We start from the raw sequence: 18,994 nt of genomic DNA, 5'->3' as shown, positions 1-18,994 counted from the left end.
CCTTTATCTATTTTCTGTCCTCATTTTGGCTTTTATTTCGTTAAAGGCAAATGTTAATCACGAAAAATGTGAAACAAGATCAATAATTACATTTTAAGTGTGACGTGTATCACATTTACTTTGGTGCGCAAATAAAAAAGCCAGCTGATATTAACTGGCTTTTATGATTAAATTATATCAATTAGATTAGTTAGCTGGCGCTGCATCTTGTGGTGCTAATTCAGGCTCAACTTCCATTTCTGGTGCTGGTTCTGCATCTGGAGCAGGGACTGCTTCATATTCTAATGCATCTTCTGGGTTAGACATTACTTTCATCTTAGTGAGGAACTCAGCTAAGGTATATTTGTCATTATTGAATGTCAGGTCATTACCTGCAAATTTGATAGTCATAGTTAAATCATTTTCGCTATCAATCATCCAAGGTGATTTTTTCTGTTTAGCTTTTTCAGCACGTTCTTCATCTGTCATAAACATTTCTTCAAACGGAGAAGAGAACATATCTGAAGTCAGCATTTGCTGAACACCTTCAAACTCAGAAGTGACCATGCCTTTCATTTCTTTTTTCGTGTTAGCATCAACTGGAACACCTTGATCTAAAATCATTGCTTGAGTCATTGATTCGATCATCATTGGTTTATTCAGTTTTAAATTGAAATCAAAAGAAGTAATGAGTTGCTTGATAGCTTCATCAACTTTGTTAGACATTGCTAACGCAGTGATTTCGTCTTGGTTCCATTTATTGAATGTGATGTTTAGGTCAACTGAGCTTTGGCCAGCTTCATTTTTCCAGTAGAAGGGACTAATCGTGAACACGGGTTTGCTCTTCATTAGCTCAGGCAATGTTGTCGACATCATTTCCATAGCTAAACGCTCTGTTGCTTCAGTTGGGTCGCCATTAGCTAAACCTTGTGCTAAAGCTTCATTATATTGTTCAACAAATTTACCTAATGCTTTCGCATCTAATTTTTCAATAGCAACCGTCAGTTCGCCTGAACCTAAGTTTTGCTCTAATGCTTTCAAGTCAGAGATGCTATAAGAAATATTGCCTTTCACATCTTCGCCAGTAATAGAGGTGTCGCTTGAAATTTTGAAATCTTTAAAAGAGAATTTGGTTTCAGGAATGTTGAAATCTGTATCCGCAATAACAAATGACTGGGTTCCAGTGTAGAAGCCATATTGTGATTTTGTCACATTAGAGACTAATTTTAAGCCTTTTAGTGTCATAGATTCAGAGTTATCTTTCTTACCGATAACTAAATTATCAGTGACTAAAGTTGCATCAACAGCAGCAAGGTCAGAAGTCGTTGATACATCAAACTTAGAACCACTGAAAGATAATGAAACGTCATCTTTCTTATACTCGAGAGGGATCAGCTCTAAATTGGTATCAATACTTTTGCTATAACCAATGACAGCAGAACCATGAATAAATGGCTTACCTTGTGTCGCTTCAAACAATTCTTTTGTTGTTGCGTTGTTAGCTAATTCAATTTGTGTCGCTGCTAATTTTGGTAATAAATTAAACTTAGCAACTTGTGATAATGGGAATGGACCATGATCAATATTCGTTTTAAATACGATAGAGTCGTCTGGTGATGCAGAATCAGCAGAGGTGATTACGATATCCGCTTTAGATGAAAAAACGCCTTTTTCATAATTTTCTACTTTAAAATTCAAACCTGACTCAGGCACATTTACAGCAAAAAAATCGTTGGTTTTGAGGATTACTCTATCAAGTTCATCTTTTACTTTAGAACCTGTATACCATGAAGCTCCGGTCCACACTGCACCCAGAGCAACAATAACACCAACCGCGACTAATGACTTTTTCATTATAAACATCCATCCTTTCAGTACGTTATTGCCGTACTTATAAATTTATATAAGTTTTAAATAATCGTCTTCATTGAATGAAGACGGTTAAATACAGAATATGACTCTATTTGTTAAATACTCGGGCTAGTTTACCACTGCCATTAATGGTTATGCTTTTCTCATAAGCCGGTAAAAAAACAGATTCACCTGAATTAATGCATATTTCATCATTACCTGAATGCAAAACTAACTGGCCTTCAATACAGAACAAAATTGAGGCACTATTGTTAGATAGCGCAACTTCCGAGTGGTCTATAGAATATATATTAAATGCAAAATCTTCTACTGGAATATTATATTTCCAGATATTTCCAGATTTTTCGGGAATACTTAATAAATCCTTTGCAAACGTAGGCTTAAAGTCAATATTAGCAATTAGCTCTGGAATATCTATGTGCTTGTTTGTTAATCCAGCACGCAGCACATTATCAGAATTTGCCATTACCTCTAACCCAACACCTTCAAGATAAGCATGTGGTGTTCTTGCATATAAGAACATCGCTTCACCAGGCTCTAATTCAACGATGTTAAGAAGAAGCGGGGTAAATAGCCCATTATCTTCAGGATACAGGCTAACCATTTGTTTTATGGAGTTCCATGGTTCACCTTGTCGGCTATTTAACGCTGCTTTCAATACACCAAGCGCTAAATCTTTTTGTTCACCTGTCAGATTAAGAATTTGTGCAAATAAACGTGATAATTTTTCTTCAGTTGGGTCTTGAACAAATAACTGAATATCAGGATGTGCAGCTGAAACAAAATCCAGCAGTTGTGCAATTTCATCGAGTGGGCGAAACGCATTCATGGCTTTAAAAGGTGTTAACGCAAAAATTAATTCAGGTTTATGGTTATCATCTTTATAGTTGCGTATTGGGGAATCTAATGGGATTCCGGCTGAATTTTCTTTGGCAAATCCAACTTCAGCGTAAGTTTTATTTGGGTGTACCTGAACAGACAACGGTTGAGCTGCGCATAACACCTTAAATAAATAAGGTAAACGGTGATAAGTTTGTGCAACATGCTGACCTAAATAGGATTCAGGGGCACTTTCAATTAAGGTGTTAAGTGGAATACTTTGGTTTTTTTGTATATCGAGAACTTCAGAGCTTGCTTTTGGATGAGCGCCCATCCAAAGTTCAGCCATAGGTAAGTTATCAGGGTTTGAAATCCCATATAGCTTAGTCAGGGCCGTTTTGCTGCCCCAGTCATAATTTTGGACTTTGTTTATCATTTTAAGCATAGCAAAATTCTCTTTTTCATAAAAATCAACTCATTTCCTTTTCACTACAGTACAATAAGCTCGACTAAGTCTCATAAATGAAATTCAATTTGTGGCATTATACTGCTCGGTTATTTGCTTACCTGCAAGCAGATGATTCTAAAATCAATTATTCTGTGTATGTACCTAAGGAGATAGTAATGGCAGCCACTCGCATTGAAAAAGACTCAATGGGACCAATTGAAGTACCTGCTGACCAATTGTGGGGCGCGCAAACGCAGCGTTCTTTAGAACATTTCCGTATATCTGTAGAAAAAATGCCCGTCGCGTTGATTCACGCACTCGCTATAACAAAAAAAGCCGCTGCTAGTGTCAATATGGATCTTGGATTATTAGCCAAAGAGCGCGGTGATGCAATCATTGCTGCTGCTGACGAAGTCTTAGCTGGCAAACATCCAACGGAATTTCCACTAGCCATTTGGCAAACAGGTTCTGGTACGCAAAGTAACATGAACATGAACGAGGTTTTAGCTAACCGTGGTAGCGAAATTCTCGGTGGCCAACGTGGCAACGATCGTCTTATTCACCCTAATGATGATGTGAATAAAAGTCAAAGTTCAAATGATGTTTTCCCAACAGCAATGCACGTTGCTGCGGTTGTCGCAATCCGCGAACATCTTCTCCCAGAACTGAAAGTTTTGCATCAAACATTAGATGCAAAAGCGAAAGAATTTAAAGATATCGTAAAAATCGGTCGTACTCACTTACAAGACGCAACCCCGCTGACATTAGGTCAAGAAATTTCAGGTTGGGCCGCAATGTTGGCGCATAATGAAAAACACATTGAAAATTCTGTTCCGCATGTGTGTGAATTAGCGTTAGGTGGTACAGCAGTAGGAACTGGTTTAAATACGCATCCAGAATATGCAGTGCGTGTTGCGAAAAAAATCGCAGAATTAACTGGCCAGCCATTTGTTACAGCTCCTAATAAATTTGAAGCATTGGCAACTTGCGATAGCCTTGTGCACGCACACGGTGCTTTAAAAGGTTTGGCTGCCTCTTTAATGAAAATCGCGAACGATGTTAGGTGGTTAGCATCTGGCCCACGTTGCGGCATTGGTGAAATTTCGATTCCAGAAAATGAGCCAGGCAGCTCAATCATGCCCGGTAAAGTTAATCCTACGCAGTGTGAAGCATTAACCATGTTATGCGCACAAGTGATGGGAAATGACGTTGCTGTTAATATTGGTGGTGCATCTGGTAATTTTGAGCTGAATGTATTCCGCCCAATGCTAATTGATAACTTCTTACAATCCGTTCGTTTGTTAGCGGATGGTATGCGTAGCTTTAATGAGCACTGTGCGATTGGCATTGAACCAAACCGTGAGCGCATTGAGAAATTACTTCATGAATCGTTAATGTTAGTAACGGCTTTAAATACCCACATTGGGTACGATAAAGCGGCAGAAATCGCTAAAAAAGCTCACAAAGAAGGGCTGACATTGAAAGAATCTGCATTGAAACTCAACTATTTAACTGAAGAACAGTTCAATGATTGGGTTCGTCCAGAAGATATGGTTGGCAGCATGAAATCTTAAGCTAGCCAATTAAACTAGCGAATATATAACACCCATACTGTTTTACAGATGGGTGTTTTTTTAGCGCTCAATATACAAATTTAAACGTGGTATTAATAATTCAACTGCTTTTGCTTTAGGGCGATTACGAATAGCAATGTTATTTGCATGGTAATCGGGGAGTTCACCGACTTTAATTTCTGTCACCGTTTTTTCAAGTGCAAAAACAAATAAAGGTGTTGCACAGGCAAACTGCGTTTGTTTCTGTTGTTCTTTATCCCACACTCGAGCTATTGGCTGAACTTTGACAGGACGTTGAATTTTCAAAACCGCATTATGGGGTAGGGAATCAATTAAGCGAATTTCATTTTCCAATTGTAAAAGCCAATGTTCTTTAGGTAAATGAAGAGGGGAGCGACCACTTTCTAAACTTGCTTGTAAGCGGTCTAGTATTGTTTCTTTGGTCACTTTATTGATGACTTTTTTATTTGCCCAACCAAAATTAATCGTATCGATATCAACCAATGAGGTGAGGGTGCGGTAAGTATTTAATGTTAGCAGTCCATGTAAACTGCTGCGTATAAATTCGAATCGATGTGGTTCGTTAACTTGAGTGACTATCGCTTTTATATGCATCTTTAACTCATTGATCTTCGAAATTAATGAATTAAAGTCACGATACATCTGTAAATTGGTTTGTATACATATTGCACCAGGTAAGCGGATAGCGGCTTTATTGCTAATTTCTTCCGATTTATTCTGTAAAAATAACAAGTTAATTAATTTTATTGTTTCTTTTACTGCTTCATAGCTCACCACCGTTTGCACGGCGATTTGTTCTATCTCATTATTTTCTTCACCTTTGATGACCGAAGGTAACTGAAATACATGGGCTGTAAATGGAACTTGCTTTGATTGCTCTAATAGTAAGAGGCTAAATTGGTTTATTTGTGATTCCAATTCATTAAACGTATCGATCAGGTCTTGTTTATTTGTCATTTAGTTACAACATTCTATGTGTGATAAACAATAAGTAACATTAACTATCGTGTTTATCAATAAAAAAAAAGCCTAAAAGGGCAAGTGGGTATTTTAACACTTGTCCTTCTCTTATATATGACTTACGTTTACGCTAATTTATTTCTGCATCAATGACTTGGTAAAACGCATTTGGTGTATCATCTATCGTCCAAATTGCTAAAATTGCATGGTAACCTTTTTGGTTTTTCGGTAATACACAATTGTGTTCCACGATCTCCCCTGGAATTTCTACACGTTCAAATTTACAAAATGGGGTTAGTGTAAATTGATTACGCGATAGCAAGGCATTTGGTTGCCAGTCTGGCTTAGTGATGAAGTATTCCCATTTTGTTGTTTTATGTTTCGCAGTAATGCGCCATTTAAACCTAACATTTGGTGAATTTATAATAGCTCGTTGCCACCGATCAGTAGTTTGTATGTCTAAGGGAGAAAAAGCGGCAATAGCTGCACTGGCAATTTTACCATCAGCAGGGCCGTATTGAGGGAAACCTTTTTTGCCTTCAATGGATTGCGGTTCATATTGCACTGGGCCACATTGCTTATTTACCCCTAACTTACAATAGTATGAACGACTTTCAGGGGACTCAACATAGCCATGCGACCAGACCACAAAACTGCAACAAAAAAGCAATGGTGCAAATAAAAATGTTTTTATAAAGAATGATTTCATTAGGTTTCCTCGTTATTAATAGACACTCATATCATCCACTAATAACGGGGAAAAATGGTAGTTTAACCTTTATCAGTCTCTAATCTACTGGTTATAACAAATTGATTTTAAACGACAAGCGATGATAAGACCGATAAACAGTATGCCTGCGATAAATAGCGCAACACCCGTCCAACCGAAGTGTTCCCAGAATAACCCACCGACTGTACCTGCGATACTTGACCCTGCATAATAACTGAATAAATACAGAGAAGAAGCTTGTCCACGTGCTCGTTTAGCTCGGCGTCCCACCCAACTACTGGCAACAGAGTGCGCAGCAAAAAAACCGGTTGTCAGTACTGTCATTCCGAATAAAACTAACCATATATTTGAATATAATGTAATTAAAATGCCGACTAACATCATAGTAATAGACGCTATCAGCACTCGACCAAGCCCATATTTTTGAGTTAGGCTTCCCGTTTTAGTCGCACTGTAAGTCCCTGTTAAATAAATAACGGATAGCAAGCCAACCGTAGACTGAGAAAATAAATAAGGTGCGTCAAGTAAACGGTATCCGATGTAGTTATACATTGTGACAAAACCACCCATCAAGACAAAACCTTCGATAAATAGAAAAGGTAAACCTTTGTCTCTAAAGTGTAGATGTAAATTAACCCATAGATTTTTAGGTTTTAAAGAACTCGCGCGGAAATGTTGAGAAGGGGGCAGTAAGCGCCAAAAGCCAATTGCGGCAATAAGGGCTAACGAACCTAAAATAACGACAGCAACACGCCATGAATAAAAATCTGCGATCACCCCCGTCATTAGCCGGCCGCTCATACCTCCCAGCGAGTTGCCACTAATATACAACCCCATAGATAGTGCAACATAACTAGGGTGGATCTCTTCACTTAAATAGGTCATAGCTACTGCAGCAACACCGCTTAGCGATAAACCAACTAATGCTCTGGCAATTAAGATCCCTTGCCAGCTCTGCATGATTGAGCTGAGTAGAGTAAATAATGCAGCGCAGGTCAATGCAATAACCATCACATTCTTACGGCCTATTGCGTCTGAAATTGGCCCAGTAATTAATAACCCTAATGCCATTAAGCCTGTACTCAGTGATAATGATAAACTTGCTGTTGCAGGGGAAATGTTAAAATCTTCTGACAGCATAGGCAAAATTGGCTGAACGAAATACAGCAAAGCAAATGTGGCAAAACCAACGGTAAAAAAGGATAAGGTCACACGTAAATACAGCGCGTCATCTCTTTGTATGTAATGTTTTTTTGGTGTGGTATGTCCCTGTAAGGGTGTTCTTATTCCTTCATTAGGTTGCTCAGATGTAAGGCTATTTTGTGAGTGTTCCATGTTTATTCCTTGTCATACCAACACACTTGATTTCGATCAAAGAATAGAAACTTTTTAGTTTTTTGTCTAATATATTAATTATTCATAATAATACTTTAAACATATTAATGGGTATTAACCAAACGATGAGTATAGAACTTAGACATCTTCGATACTTTATTGCTGTCGCGGAAGAACTTCATTTTGGTAGAGCTGCTGAACGATTGCATATTTCGCAGCCCCCTTTAAGTCAGCAAATACAAATACTTGAAGAGAAAATTAATGCAAAACTATTGGAAAGAAATAACCGAAATGTGGCCTTAACAGCAGCGGGCACGATGTTCTTAAAAGAAGCATATCAAATTTTAGCTCAAGTCGATGCAGCTGCAACAAAAGCAGCTCGCATGGAAAAGGGTGAACTTGGAGAGTTATCCATTGGTTTTACTTCAACTACGCCATTTATGCACAAAGTGACGATGAGCTTACGGCAATATCGAGAAGCTTACCCTGAAGTTTCTATTCATATGCACCAGATGAATACCAAACAACAGATAGCGCCATTAATTACTGGACGAATTGATATTGGTATTATGAGAAATACGGTATTACCAGAACAATTGGATTATAAATTATTATTTAAAGAGCCTTTTATGGTGGCCGTCTATGAAGGTCATCCATTATTAGAATTTATTGATGTAGGTGTAGATATTCAACAACTTGCTGATTATCCTTTTATTTTCTTTGAGCGTGATGTCGGTACAGCGTTATATGATGAAATCAGTCAATTATTAACATCTGCGGGAGTGGTTCCAACCATTTCTCAAGAAGCCGGGGAAGCTATGACTATTTTGGGATTAGTTTCTGCTGGCATGGGAATCTCGGTGATTACAGAGTCATTTACACGAATGAAAATTGATGGTGTAAAATACTTAAAACTCACTAATATTAATGCTTCATCTGAAGTCTGGTTAGTCTACAATACACGTAGAACATTGCCATCCGTCGCCAAAAAATTAACAAATCTTTTGATAGCCAACATTGTTGGCAACCAAGAGTGAGCGAGTTCACATTTTCAATGTAAACGAAATCATTCATACACAGTTTAAGGCATAATAACTCATTGCTTTATAAAGGAATTGAATTATTACCATGGTGAATCAAACTGGTCATATAGACCAAATCAAACAATTGAATACAGGTATTGTCTACCGTATCATTGATCAACATGGTCCAATTTCGCGTATTGCGTTGTCAAAACAAGCACAGCTTGCGCCCGCTAGTATCACCAAAATTACACGTGAGCTTATGGATGCTCACTTAATTAAAGAATTAGAGTTTCCAGTACTTGGTTTGCGCGGACGCCCAGCAGTCGGGTTAGTCATTGAAAGTGAAGGGTGGCAATTTTTAGCCATTCGTATCGAAGGCCAAAAACTCACTATTTCTCTGAAAGAAATTAACGCGGTTACCTTAGCTCAAACAGAGTATCCATTTACACCGTTAGGAAATAGTGAATTTATCGATTTTCTTTCTGAATTAATTAGTCAATTCTTTGCCAGCCAGCAAAAAATATTAGAAAGAGTCACCGCGATAAGTATTCTTATTGATGGTATTTTAGATCCCCATACTGGCGTTATTTATCAGCATTCTTCTTTTAAAATTCACCAACTTGCCATCGCGGAGCATCTTACTAAACAAACTGGTTTACCCGTTTATTTGCATCCGCCAGTGGATGCTTTGGCATTAATGGACCACTTCTCCCATCAGGAGAAAAGAAAAGAAAAAAATATCATTTACTTACAGCTACAAGATGTTGTTAATGTCATGGTATTAAGCCATGGGACAACATTGGATACGAGTACCCATCGGCCTATTCAGTTCGGCCATACTCAATGTGAGTCTGAACAAAATAACGCTTGCTACTGTGGTAGCTATGATTGCTTAGAAACCCAAACTTCCATTCCTGCAATATTACAACAAGCTAATAATTTGCTAATAAACTACCCTGATTCATTTTTGCATCAGCAAGATATCTCAATGGATAAAATTTGCGCTGGCGCAATTCTAAACGACAGTCTTTGTGTTTATCTTATTAATAAAGCTGCACAACAGTTGGCAAAGCCGTTGGCACTGATGGTAAATTTATTGGGTAGTGAGCTCATTTTGATTAATTCTCCTTTGAATCAAGGTTCTGATCTGTTTTTAAAATGTTTACATAAACATATAAACAAATATTCCATTCCTCTGTATTCATCCAAATTATCGATAGAAAAATCCATATTTAGCATTAAAGATAGTGAAACTTCATTAATACAGCGAGCGTTATACGATGGTTCACTACTACTACAACTATTACAAGGCTAAAACAATTCGATAATATTTATACTATCGTACACAAAATTGAGCTAACGCAAACTTCTCACTTACCCATTCCAATAAACTGAATCCATATCATTTTTGCAGCTTATTGCTGTACAAGTCTGTCACTTCAGGATAGAAAAAGACCATGATCAATCTATTTGTTACCGGGACAGATACAGATGTCGGGAAGACAGTATCGACGCTTGCCATCCTGCAAGCACTAAATAACCAAGGAATTAAGGCCGTGGGTTACAAACCTATTGCTGACCAATGCATTGATACCCCTGAAGGAATCAGAAATAAAGATGCATTGCTAATTCACAGTGTTTCTAAAGACCTTGTTTCCTACGATGAAGTTAATCCTGTACGTATCACGGATAATTACAGCCATGAGAACAGCATTGATTTCAATAAAATAAAGCATGGCCTAGACCATTTACATCACCAATGTGACATGGTTGTTATCGAAGGTAATGGGGGATGGCGCTATTTGCTTGATGACAATACTTTTTATGCAGACTGGTTAAAAGGTCAGCCAGTCGGTGTTATCTTAGTCGTTGGCATTCAACATGGCTGTGTTAATCATGCCCTATTAACTGCGGATGCAATTCGAGCAGATGGGTTACCATTAATCGGTTGGATGGCAAACCGTATCAACCCAGGGTTAGCGCACTATGCCCAAATAATTGATCGGTTACAACATCATATTAAGGCACCATTAATTGGGGAAATCCCGTATTTATTGCGGCCCGAAGAAAGAGAGCTAGGGCATTATCTCAATACAGATAAACTGCAAGAACTTATCGCTATTCCTAACTAATTGCGTTAATAATTCAACAAAGAAAAAGGGCGCCATCATAAAATAGCGCCCTTTATTTTACCTAAAATATAGACTAATGGCGGGTATAAATAATTTTATAAGAATCATTTTGGCAGTGACCTACAACTTGACCTTTAGATGAGTCAACTTCATCATTAGGTACTGCAACCAAACTAAAATTATCAGCAGGAACGCCATTATTGATAATCTTTTGCTTGATTTCCTCAATCACACTTTCACATGAAGCTTGCGCAAAAGCGGGCGCTAACATCAGTACAAATAAGGGTAACAATAATTTCTTTTTCATCTTATCTCCTTGATCAACAACTCCATAAAGCAACCTATTATAAGGTTATGGATTACTAATTGGACGACCATTACTCACATCAAGGCAACGTTTGGTGCTTGGCTCCCAATAAGCATTTAGATTAAGACTTTTTTCACATTTATCTTTTGCATCAAAAGCCGCATCTACTTTATCAAACTCTTTTTCAGTACGCGTATTAACCTTGTTACGCAACATACGAGTATTATCCCATTGTTCCTTTTCTTGACGCGCTTGCTCTTTATTAAGAGAGTCATCGCCTTTACCTACTGAAACGCATGTACTACCTGCAGTACATGATGTTGTCGACTGTGCAGCAGAAGACGACGTAGCCCAAAGTAGAGGGAGACAAAAACATATCGCAGTTAAGCCAGTTTTCAACATTTTGTGTGAATTCATGGTAATTCCTTACTAAACAGGACCGATAATCTGAGTATAGCCAAAAGTGTGCTAGTGCGTCTGTATAGAATAGTACTAAAATTTAAAGTTGTTTATGTACGGTTAAACCTGCAAACGTTTGGCAAACAGGCATTAATTCTAATGTATTTACGTTCATATGAGCAGGTAGCGTGGCAACCCAATACACTGTTTCAGCAATATCTTCAGGGGTCAGAGCGTCTGCGCCTTGATAAGTACTAGCTGCTTTATCGTCATCCCCTTTAAAGCGAATATTTGAAAACTCTGTGCCACCCACTAAGCCGGGTTCAATATCGGTAACTCGAATTTTTTTTCCTTGTAAATCAGCTCGTAAACCAAGTGAAAATTGTTTCACAAAGGCTTTGGTTGCACCATAAACATTACCACCTTTGTAAGGCCAACTTGCCGCAGTAGAACCAATATTAATAATATGACCGTGATTTTTCGCAACCATGTCTTGCAATACCTCATAGGTCATATTCACTAAACCTTTGGTATTTGTATTAATCATAACGTCCCAATCATCAGGATTGGCGTCAAATGCGGGTTCTAAGCCTAATGCTAAACCTGCGTTATTAACTAAAACATCGATATTTTTGAGGTGTGCAGGCAAATTGGCAATGGCATCATGAATGGCTTTTCTGTCTTGGATATCCAATGTTAACGGGTAAAATTTATCCCCTAATTCTTGATGGAGAGCGTCTAAACGCTCTGTTCTGCGCCCAGTGCCTATAACGGTGTAATTATGTTTGATAAATCTACGGGCAATTGATTCACCAAAACCAGAAGAAGCACCTGTTACTAAAATAATCATGGAAACCTCATAGTTGTTATTGTCATGTTAGCGTGGGTTTATTTTAACGCTATCTAACATTAACTACAAAAATTGTTATAACCCCAAGATTTGCTTATCTTTTGGATAGCTCAATGTATAACTGAATGAAATTTGCTTTTCTTCATTAGGCTCTAAGGTAATATCCCAGGTTATTTCACCGGTACTTTTATTGGTGACTGCACTTTTATCCTCTATTTCAGACACTTTTATCTCACTGTCCTCACTTAGCGGAATTTGGTCATAAACCGTTAATTCAACTGGTTTCGCATGCATATTTTTTACTTTGACCAAGTAACTTTCTGTTTGTTGGATTGTTGATCCCATAAAACTCGGTTTTTTCTTTATTTTTTCATTTGGTTCGCGGGAAACTTGAATACTATTGTCAACACCAAAAGGAATTCGCAATGTATCAACCAATTGATTTGCATTAATCATAAAGTTGCCGATATAAGTATTACCATAATAAATATTAGCATTTCCATTCAATAGGTTAAGTGATTGCCAATTGTCGATATCTGCTTGTAAGAACACCTCTTCAATCAGTTTTGGCGTGGTGGTATATTTGTATTTTACATCGAGATTTTGTTGTTTGATGGTAACCGTATTCGGCTTGTTCGCGCTTTTTAGTGAATAAGGCAGGGCGATTTGATAATTTAAATTGATACCGTTATTAGACGTTGTAACAAAGTCTGATATACCCGAGCTGATTGTTTTTTTCTTCTCACTAACACCATTTTCTTCATACATTGCCACAGGGGCTGCAGGCATCCTCATTCGAACCTGACGCGCTATTTGAGCATTATCATCATAAACGGATAAGCGCCAAGGCTGTAAAACAGAGGGCGTGATATTTTTTGATGGGTTAACCGTCGATAAGGTCAAATTGACTTTTTCCCAATCAATGCCTGTATTTTGAATTAGATTGGCTTTATACGTGAGGGTGATTGGCGAACCAACGTCCTGACTATGAATGTCATAACTCGGTGACCACGCGGCATCAGGCGTTAAATAGGACAATTGAAGCTGTGCAGTGGTTGGTTTAGCCGCATCGACCGACATGACAATCTGAGTTTGCTGACCAACAGACGAGGGCATTTTTTCATCGATCTGCGTTTGCAATATCGCAAGTTTTTCTTCTAATTTATCAATCGCTAATTGGTATTTTTGTTGTTCATGCAGTATTGAAGTCATTTGTTGACGTATAAAGTCTAATTTTTGAGAGGATTGCTCTAATGATTGCGTGTTATTTTCCCCAAAAAAGCGCTGATCTTTCAATAAGCTTAATTGTTCTTCACCGACTTTAATTGCAATGTTTAGGTTTTCAACTTGCTGAACTAAGTCCTTTTGTTGTTCTTGTAATTCAACAATATTGGCAGGGTATGTAGGTGTAACTGCCACATTTTGTACATTTACAGAACGAATAGTCACATCACTATTATCAAAGTCAATTGAGAGTGTTTGAGCGTCAATATTGCTTGCTATATTTGTAAGAACAACCTCAGTCTGCCCCTTATTAAGTGACAGTGTCACACTATTGTCCAAGGTAGCACCGCGTAAAAACACAGTTGCATGATTTAGTTTAACATCTTGATTTAATTTTGTTTCAGCATCAGCACGTACGTGTTGAGAAGCCAAAAGTGTTGCGAATAATAAGCCGCTGACCAGCCGAGTAGGAACTGTCATTTTTAACTCCAATCATAAGTGCCGCTAAGTAAGATAATGACTAAAACTAGCTTATTTGACTTTTATTAGATAACAGATAAAACCTAAAAGCTGACAAAAGTACAAGGACAGAAGGGATAAAACACCCATCAGTAGGTGTTTTATCTTGTTGGGTAGGTGCGACTTATTCTTCGAAATACCAATATCCTTGATTGATAAATTCGGTTAATTGCGCGATAAAAGCGGGGCTCTCAAGTGCTTCACCGAGTTCATTGCTGTCGACTTCCGTAAACTGGCACAATGCATCCGCACCCTTTGTTTCTGTGGTAATCCAGCCTTCAGAATTCACGAAAAAGTGCTCATTGATACGCATCACACGCAAGCCGCTCAGTCGGATCAGTTTTTGGCCATCATTTAACGCACTTAGCACTTCTTCTGGTTGATATGGTGGTTTCGGAGGCGCAATATCCAGCTCATGACGTAGTGTCGTTGCAAAACGGCCTAACCACTGTTCAAAATCACCCGGCTTGTTGATCATTTCAATCATCATATCTCGTAGACGTTCAACCTCATGAGGTTTCATGGTGCCTGTATTTTTAGTCACCGTGAGGTCAGGATCGCCATAATTTATGCCACCCAAATCCTGTTCCAGCGCATAGTCTGCAAAACTGCTCAGCAGATCGCGTCCAGTCGGCCCGCGAAAGCCGACAGAATAGTTCATGGTATCTTCGAAAGTGAAACCATCATGAGGGAATCCCGGCGGAATATACAGAATATCTCCTGGCGCCATTTCCACATCAATAATCGGTTCAAATGGGTCGACATGTAATAATGCCGGATGTGAACAGAATTGACGCATCGGTAGGGCATCGCCCACACGCCAGCGGCGGCGTCCCATACCTTGGATGATGAAAACATCATAGTTATCAATATGTGGTCCAACACCACCTTCAGGCACAGAATAGGAGATCATCAAATCATCAAGACGCCACTCGGGCAGTACACGAAACGGTTTCACCAGTTCGGCCGCTGGCATATGCCAATGGTTGACCGCTTGTACCAGTAGTGACCATCCTTTTTCACCTAGTTCGCTGAAGTCTTCAAACGGGCCGTGACTCGCTTCCCATTTGTTATCAATAAAGCTGACTAGGCGACTGTCAACTTCCGGCTCCATGGCCAAGCCGGCCAGTTCATCCGGTGTGATAGGGTCGACAAAATCAGGAAATGCATTTTTCAATACAACGGGTTTTTTCTGCCAGTATTTTTCTAAAAATTCAGGCCAGTTAAGATTCAGTTTGTAAGCCATGTGACCACATCTATATGAGTAAATTAGCAGGTAATTATAGAAGTAATACACCGTCATATTCTTGTTTGGCATCAAACGTCGGTCAATAACTTTTGTAGGAATATTTATGAAGTCGAATTGGGTTTAGAACCAAAAAAGAAACAACACGATTAAACCAGCCAAAACGCTGTATTTCTTCATTTCACACTTATGTCAAGGCTCGATAGGAATGTTTAGCCGCTGGCTCATTAGGAATGACCAGTAAGTGAAGTTAATCATTTTTTGGTATAACGTCGGCCAATATATTTTTGAAAGGGTAAAATAGCGTTTCTAGTATTACCGATGATATGCACCATCGCCTGGGCGGCAACTTTATTATTGAACTCAGTAACAGTGGTTTCATCAACCTGATTTTTACCAGGTGAAAATCGCTTAGAACTACATATGATATAAGCAACACGAGGTGAAATTGGATAGTAGAAATCAGAGTGCTTAGGTACAGTGAATTCTGTCTCCGAGACACAAGCATGTACATTAACTATAGGCTGATCAGATGTAATAAAAGAGTATTTAGTATCATTTATCAGCAGTGAATGGTTTGTGTTGTGTCGGCTTGAATAGAGACTAAATCCAATATTCATGCCAAACATGTAACTTAAGAACCACCATGCTTGCGCCATTGTATTGATTTGATCAGCCCCGATAGGACTAGAACGAGTCTGAAACATACTGTCACGGAAAGTTTTTGTTCGAGTGATTTGATGTCCCAAAAACATCATAAACTCAATCATCTGATTTTTATTTTTTAGTATATCAAGTTGCCCATCCGCCAAAGAAGATAAGATCGGAAGTGCCATATTTTCATGTGAGGCATGAATATTTTCTATCAAATTGCATTTCATTGCATGTAAACGGGACTCCGTTTCCTTATGCTCAATGTCGGAATCATTATAAATAGCTTCCAGTCGTTGTATTTTAAGGAAGTCACTAAGATACGACATATGGTGATATTGGAGATGTTCGGGACTTAACTGAGAGAATTGTTTTATTAATGCAACATGTTTATTTGTCAACACTGACGTTTTATAGAAATAGTCATCTACAACTATGGCACGCACGCTGTCACAAGCAATTTTTCCGTGCTTAGTCGTATAAAAGACGTTTTTTGTCCCATTTCCCCAGCGAGTGAGGTACTTAGCCCAAACGTAATGATGACGTTTTTTAGCTTCTAACTCTTTGTAAGATTTATTCATTTTTAAACTGGTTGCGATAAGATAGCAAGTAGACTAAATTTTACACATTATAATTATTAACTATATTGACTAGCAATCAAAAAGAATAAGAGGAATTTATTTGTTATTTTTATTATCCCAATAACGCTGATACTCTAATAAATGAGTTTTCAGAGGCCAATCTTCTTTATTTTTTGGTAATCTGAGTAGCTTACCATCTAGAACAGTATATTCAGTATTTGCAAGCCGTTCAGAAACTCTTATGTTGAAAGTACTATCAACCCAGATTAATCCACGATCAAACAAAGTATGGATATCGGTCTTGAGTAACAAGCCATGTTGTGCCTTTGTATGCCACGGCCCAGCATAAGGCCTAATATGGGCAGCTTCAAGTAATTCTTGAATGGAGCATCCGGTAACAGCACACTTACCTTCATATGCTCTAAGAAGCTTATTCCTGAATTTAGGTTGGCCTTCTCTAACGACAACTTGACGAAGTGCTCTAGTACGAATGTCGTCATCTGTATCTGGCTCATTATCAAAGAATTCATTGCGTATTTCGACAACTATTTTGTCTACTGTTCGTGCTGCTATGATCTGCACTGCATTTTTTGTAATGGGATCAATATCCCATATACCATGTAGCTCAGGGATATATTCTTCATAACGAGTACTATTGTATTTGCCACTACGGAATAATAAATCATGTGAGCTACCGATGTCTGTGCGAAGATTCTTTCGACTCGTTAGATGTCGGAATCGAGCTTTACTATTTACAGTCAAAGTATCAATGTGATAATGAATTTCCGACTCTAAAATAGGAGAGTTACTGTTAAGTATCCATTTAACAATTTCTACGGCTGATGCCATTTTCAATTGAGTAATTGCATACCAAACGATGAGATATGAGGGATTACAGTATTCATCAGGGATGATATTTTCATCATCGGTTGTATTAGCAGAAAAGTTATGGTGTCGCATCCATTCACCCCACTGACGAGAGTGAGTACTAATACCTATACGATCAGGTTCTCTTTTTCCTATTTCATTATAAAATTCTTGGCGCGAGGGTGCTCGACCTAATATTTGGTAAAGATCATAACAACAATCCCACACAGCTCTAATTAATAATCCACTAGGATAACCATCCTTATTAATAGTCATTTAATAAATCCTAACGAGTGAAATGAAATTTTCAGAACTATATGATTATATGTCATTTTCAGACATTTTGATACAACTCGGGTCGATATCCCTGAATTTAGTTCTTACCAAATATCTCTTTTGACTGCCCTTGAAGTTTAACGAGGGCTTCTAACATGTCATTTTGATCGATAGAGCGCTGAGATTTTTTGCCTGGCGCTTTTTCTTTGCGTCGTGACGGACCATTACCAGCAGGTACAGATTGTGAGCGCCGGTTATCTCTCTTATCATCGACAACTGTTTTAATGAGTTCGAGAGTTCGACCAAGCCGTTTGTTGTCCACAATAGCACCTTGGTCAACATCAGACAGTCGGTCATACGTGATAAAGGGAAGGGGGATGCCATTCAACCGTAGTTCTTTACGTTCGTCTGGATAGTGATAAACATCGATGCATTTACCAATAGCTCGCCGGCTATATTCACTATCCTCAATCAGATAAACGATCTTATCATATTGAATAGTTAAGTTTTTAGAGACTTTTCTGTATTCTCTGATTGTAAGAATAGTATCCAAATCCTCATCTTGTTCTAGAGGTCGATGTACATCATATTCATGGCGCGGAAGCTTACCAAATCGAGGATTATAATCATCGATAAACTCATCAGTGAATGCATTAGCAGCCTCGATTGAACTGATGTTCCTGAGGCGAAACTCTTTAACCAAGCGATCCTGAAGTGTGCTATGCGCACGTTCAACACGTCCTTTTGCTTGGCTAGTTTCTGCACAAATGGTTTGAATATTTAACTCATGCATGGCTCGACCAAACTGAGTATGACCGTCGCCACCAATAGCATTTTTGTTATTAATTCTAAATATGCCAGCCTTATCGCTGTAAAGTGCCAATGGTTTTCCATGTCTCTCAATATAACGCCGAGTGGCATTAAAGTAAGTAAATGTGGATTCAGCTTGGACAAAAAGGAGCTCCATGATTTTACTTGTCGCATCATCAACATAGACTAATGCTGTACATTTTGGACCACGTCCTTCAAACCAATCATGACCATTTCTCCAGGAAATATCCTTTTTCTTTCCCCACGTCGAAAAAAGAAAGGTTAACCCCATAGATAAATATAGTGCAGACATTTAGATTGAGCCAGGATTAGACATTAGCATTGAGCCTCTACAATCTAGATTCGCAC

General features: G+C 38.4%; 16 protein-coding genes and 1 pseudogene. 4 read left to right on the top strand and 13 right to left on the bottom strand.

Features of this window, described 5'->3' with window-relative positions; all coding sequences use genetic code 11:
* Positions 1 to 186: 186 nt before the first annotated feature.
* Together PSF28_RS08775 and manA are read right to left on the bottom strand one after the other, a co-directional pair.
* Complete coding sequence (locus PSF28_RS08775) at positions 187 to 1,833, bottom strand: YdgA family protein (RefSeq protein WP_247605337.1); 1,647 nt, start codon at positions 1,831 to 1,833, stop codon at positions 187 to 189.
* A gap of 106 nt (positions 1,834 to 1,939) precedes the next feature.
* Positions 1,940 to 3,115: a mannose-6-phosphate isomerase gene (gene manA / locus PSF28_RS08770; protein WP_210837317.1), complete on the bottom strand. Its 1,176-nt coding sequence runs from the start codon at positions 3,113 to 3,115 to the stop codon at positions 1,940 to 1,942.
* Between the two features lie 179 nt (positions 3,116 to 3,294).
* Between manA and fumC the strand changes: the two genes are divergently transcribed.
* Positions 3,295 to 4,692, top strand: a complete 1,398-nt coding sequence (gene fumC, locus PSF28_RS08765; protein ID WP_210837318.1) for a class II fumarate hydratase — start codon at positions 3,295 to 3,297, stop codon at positions 4,690 to 4,692.
* 60 nt (positions 4,693 to 4,752) lie between these two features.
* Here the strand turns inward: fumC and tus are convergent, their stop codons facing one another.
* From tus to PSF28_RS08750, 3 genes are all read right to left on the bottom strand, one after another.
* Complete coding sequence (gene tus / locus PSF28_RS08760) at positions 4,753 to 5,670, bottom strand: DNA replication terminus site-binding protein (protein ID WP_210837320.1); 918 nt, start codon at positions 5,668 to 5,670, stop codon at positions 4,753 to 4,755.
* 133 nt (positions 5,671 to 5,803) lie between these two features.
* Complete coding sequence (locus tag PSF28_RS08755) at positions 5,804 to 6,382, bottom strand: lytic polysaccharide monooxygenase (RefSeq protein WP_272684945.1); 579 nt, start codon at positions 6,380 to 6,382, stop codon at positions 5,804 to 5,806.
* An 84-nt stretch (positions 6,383 to 6,466) separates the two neighbouring features.
* Positions 6,467 to 7,738 carry an MFS transporter gene (locus PSF28_RS08750; RefSeq protein ID WP_210837324.1) on the bottom strand — a complete coding sequence of 424 codons (1,272 nt, stop codon included), beginning with the start codon at positions 7,736 to 7,738 and terminating at the stop codon, positions 6,467 to 6,469.
* Positions 7,739 to 7,863: 125 nt separating this feature from the next.
* Between PSF28_RS08750 and PSF28_RS08745 the strand changes: the two genes are divergently transcribed.
* The 3 genes from PSF28_RS08745 (at position 7,864) to bioD (ending at position 10,895) form a co-directional block, all read left to right on the top strand.
* A complete protein-coding gene (locus tag PSF28_RS08745; protein WP_210837326.1) occupies positions 7,864 to 8,775 on the top strand; it encodes a LysR family transcriptional regulator in 912 nt (303 codons plus the stop codon).
* Positions 8,776 to 8,866: 91 nt separating this feature from the next.
* On the top strand, positions 8,867 to 10,078 hold the full coding sequence (locus PSF28_RS08740) for an ROK family protein (RefSeq protein ID WP_210837328.1): 1,212 nt from the start codon (positions 8,867 to 8,869) through the stop codon (positions 10,076 to 10,078).
* Between the two features lie 142 nt (positions 10,079 to 10,220).
* Positions 10,221 to 10,895, top strand: coding sequence for a dethiobiotin synthase (gene bioD / locus PSF28_RS08735; RefSeq protein WP_210837330.1), 675 nt, complete (start codon positions 10,221 to 10,223; stop codon positions 10,893 to 10,895).
* A gap of 73 nt (positions 10,896 to 10,968) precedes the next feature.
* Here the strand turns inward: bioD and PSF28_RS08730 are convergent, their stop codons facing one another.
* The 8 genes and pseudogenes from PSF28_RS08730 to PSF28_RS08695 all read right to left on the bottom strand — a co-directional run.
* The gene (locus PSF28_RS08730; protein ID WP_115167223.1) at positions 10,969 to 11,202 is read right to left on the bottom strand and encodes a DUF1161 domain-containing protein; all 234 of its coding nucleotides are present in this window, start codon (positions 11,200 to 11,202) and stop codon (positions 10,969 to 10,971) included.
* A gap of 45 nt (positions 11,203 to 11,247) precedes the next feature.
* Entirely contained in the window at positions 11,248 to 11,619 is a 372-nt protein-coding gene (locus PSF28_RS08725) for a DUF1283 family protein (RefSeq protein WP_272664862.1), read from the bottom strand.
* An 82-nt stretch (positions 11,620 to 11,701) separates the two neighbouring features.
* Positions 11,702 to 12,451, bottom strand: coding sequence for a bifunctional NADP-dependent 3-hydroxy acid dehydrogenase/3-hydroxypropionate dehydrogenase YdfG (gene ydfG, locus PSF28_RS08720; protein WP_210837333.1), 750 nt, complete (start codon positions 12,449 to 12,451; stop codon positions 11,702 to 11,704).
* A 75-nt stretch (positions 12,452 to 12,526) separates the two neighbouring features.
* The gene (locus tag PSF28_RS08715) at positions 12,527 to 14,155 is read right to left on the bottom strand and encodes a mucoidy inhibitor MuiA family protein (RefSeq protein WP_272684944.1); all 1,629 of its coding nucleotides are present in this window, start codon (positions 14,153 to 14,155) and stop codon (positions 12,527 to 12,529) included.
* A gap of 163 nt (positions 14,156 to 14,318) precedes the next feature.
* Positions 14,319 to 15,440 (bottom strand): ribosomal protein uL16 3-hydroxylase, encoded by a 1,122-nt coding sequence (locus PSF28_RS08710; protein WP_210837335.1) that lies wholly within the window; start codon positions 15,438 to 15,440, stop codon positions 14,319 to 14,321.
* Between the two features lie 254 nt (positions 15,441 to 15,694).
* Complete coding sequence (locus PSF28_RS08705) at positions 15,695 to 16,672, bottom strand: DUF4238 domain-containing protein (RefSeq protein WP_272684943.1); 978 nt, start codon at positions 16,670 to 16,672, stop codon at positions 15,695 to 15,697.
* 96 nt (positions 16,673 to 16,768) lie between these two features.
* Positions 16,769 to 17,815 (bottom strand): HNH endonuclease, encoded by a 1,047-nt coding sequence (locus PSF28_RS08700; protein WP_272684942.1) that lies wholly within the window; start codon positions 17,813 to 17,815, stop codon positions 16,769 to 16,771.
* 97 nt (positions 17,816 to 17,912) lie between these two features.
* A pseudogene (locus PSF28_RS08695) lies at positions 17,913 to 18,854 on the bottom strand (ISNCY family transposase); the annotation flags it as partial.
* Positions 18,855 to 18,994 lie beyond the last annotated feature (140 nt).

This window comes from Providencia sp. PROV130 (assembly GCF_028482225.1).
Classification (GTDB): Bacteria; Pseudomonadota; Gammaproteobacteria; order Enterobacterales; family Enterobacteriaceae; genus Providencia; species Providencia rettgeri.
This window is presented reverse-complemented; position numbering and strand designations above follow the sequence as displayed.

Coding starts and splice junctions, on each gene's coding strand:
- PSF28_RS08775 (WP_247605337.1), bottom strand. CDS start 1,833: ATGAAAAAGTCATTAGTCGCGGTTGGTGTTATTGTTGCTCTGGGTGCA.
- PSF28_RS08725 (WP_272664862.1), bottom strand. CDS start 11,619: ATGAATTCACACAAAATGTTGAAAACTGGCTTAACTGCGATATGTTTT.
- PSF28_RS08710 (WP_210837335.1), bottom strand. CDS start 15,440: ATGGCTTACAAACTGAATCTTAACTGGCCTGAATTTTTAGAAAAATAC.
- PSF28_RS08730 (WP_115167223.1), bottom strand. CDS start 11,202: ATGAAAAAGAAATTATTGTTACCCTTATTTGTACTGATGTTAGCGCCC.
- PSF28_RS08715 (WP_272684944.1), bottom strand. CDS start 14,155: ATGACAGTTCCTACTCGGCTGGTCAGCGGCTTATTATTCGCAACACTT.
- PSF28_RS08745 (WP_210837326.1), top strand. CDS start 7,864: ATGAGTATAGAACTTAGACATCTTCGATACTTTATTGCTGTCGCGGAA.
- ydfG (WP_210837333.1), bottom strand. CDS start 12,451: ATGATTATTTTAGTAACAGGTGCTTCTTCTGGTTTTGGTGAATCAATT.
- fumC (WP_210837318.1), top strand. CDS start 3,295: ATGGCAGCCACTCGCATTGAAAAAGACTCAATGGGACCAATTGAAGTA.
- tus (WP_210837320.1), bottom strand. CDS start 5,670: ATGACAAATAAACAAGACCTGATCGATACGTTTAATGAATTGGAATCA.
- bioD (WP_210837330.1), top strand. CDS start 10,221: ATGATCAATCTATTTGTTACCGGGACAGATACAGATGTCGGGAAGACA.
- PSF28_RS08705 (WP_272684943.1), bottom strand. CDS start 16,672: ATGAATAAATCTTACAAAGAGTTAGAAGCTAAAAAACGTCATCATTAC.
- PSF28_RS08750 (WP_210837324.1), bottom strand. CDS start 7,738: ATGGAACACTCACAAAATAGCCTTACATCTGAGCAACCTAATGAAGGA.
- manA (WP_210837317.1), bottom strand. CDS start 3,115: ATGCTTAAAATGATAAACAAAGTCCAAAATTATGACTGGGGCAGCAAA.
- PSF28_RS08740 (WP_210837328.1), top strand. CDS start 8,867: ATGGTGAATCAAACTGGTCATATAGACCAAATCAAACAATTGAATACA.
- PSF28_RS08700 (WP_272684942.1), bottom strand. CDS start 17,815: ATGACTATTAATAAGGATGGTTATCCTAGTGGATTATTAATTAGAGCT.
- PSF28_RS08755 (WP_272684945.1), bottom strand. CDS start 6,382: ATGAAATCATTCTTTATAAAAACATTTTTATTTGCACCATTGCTTTTT.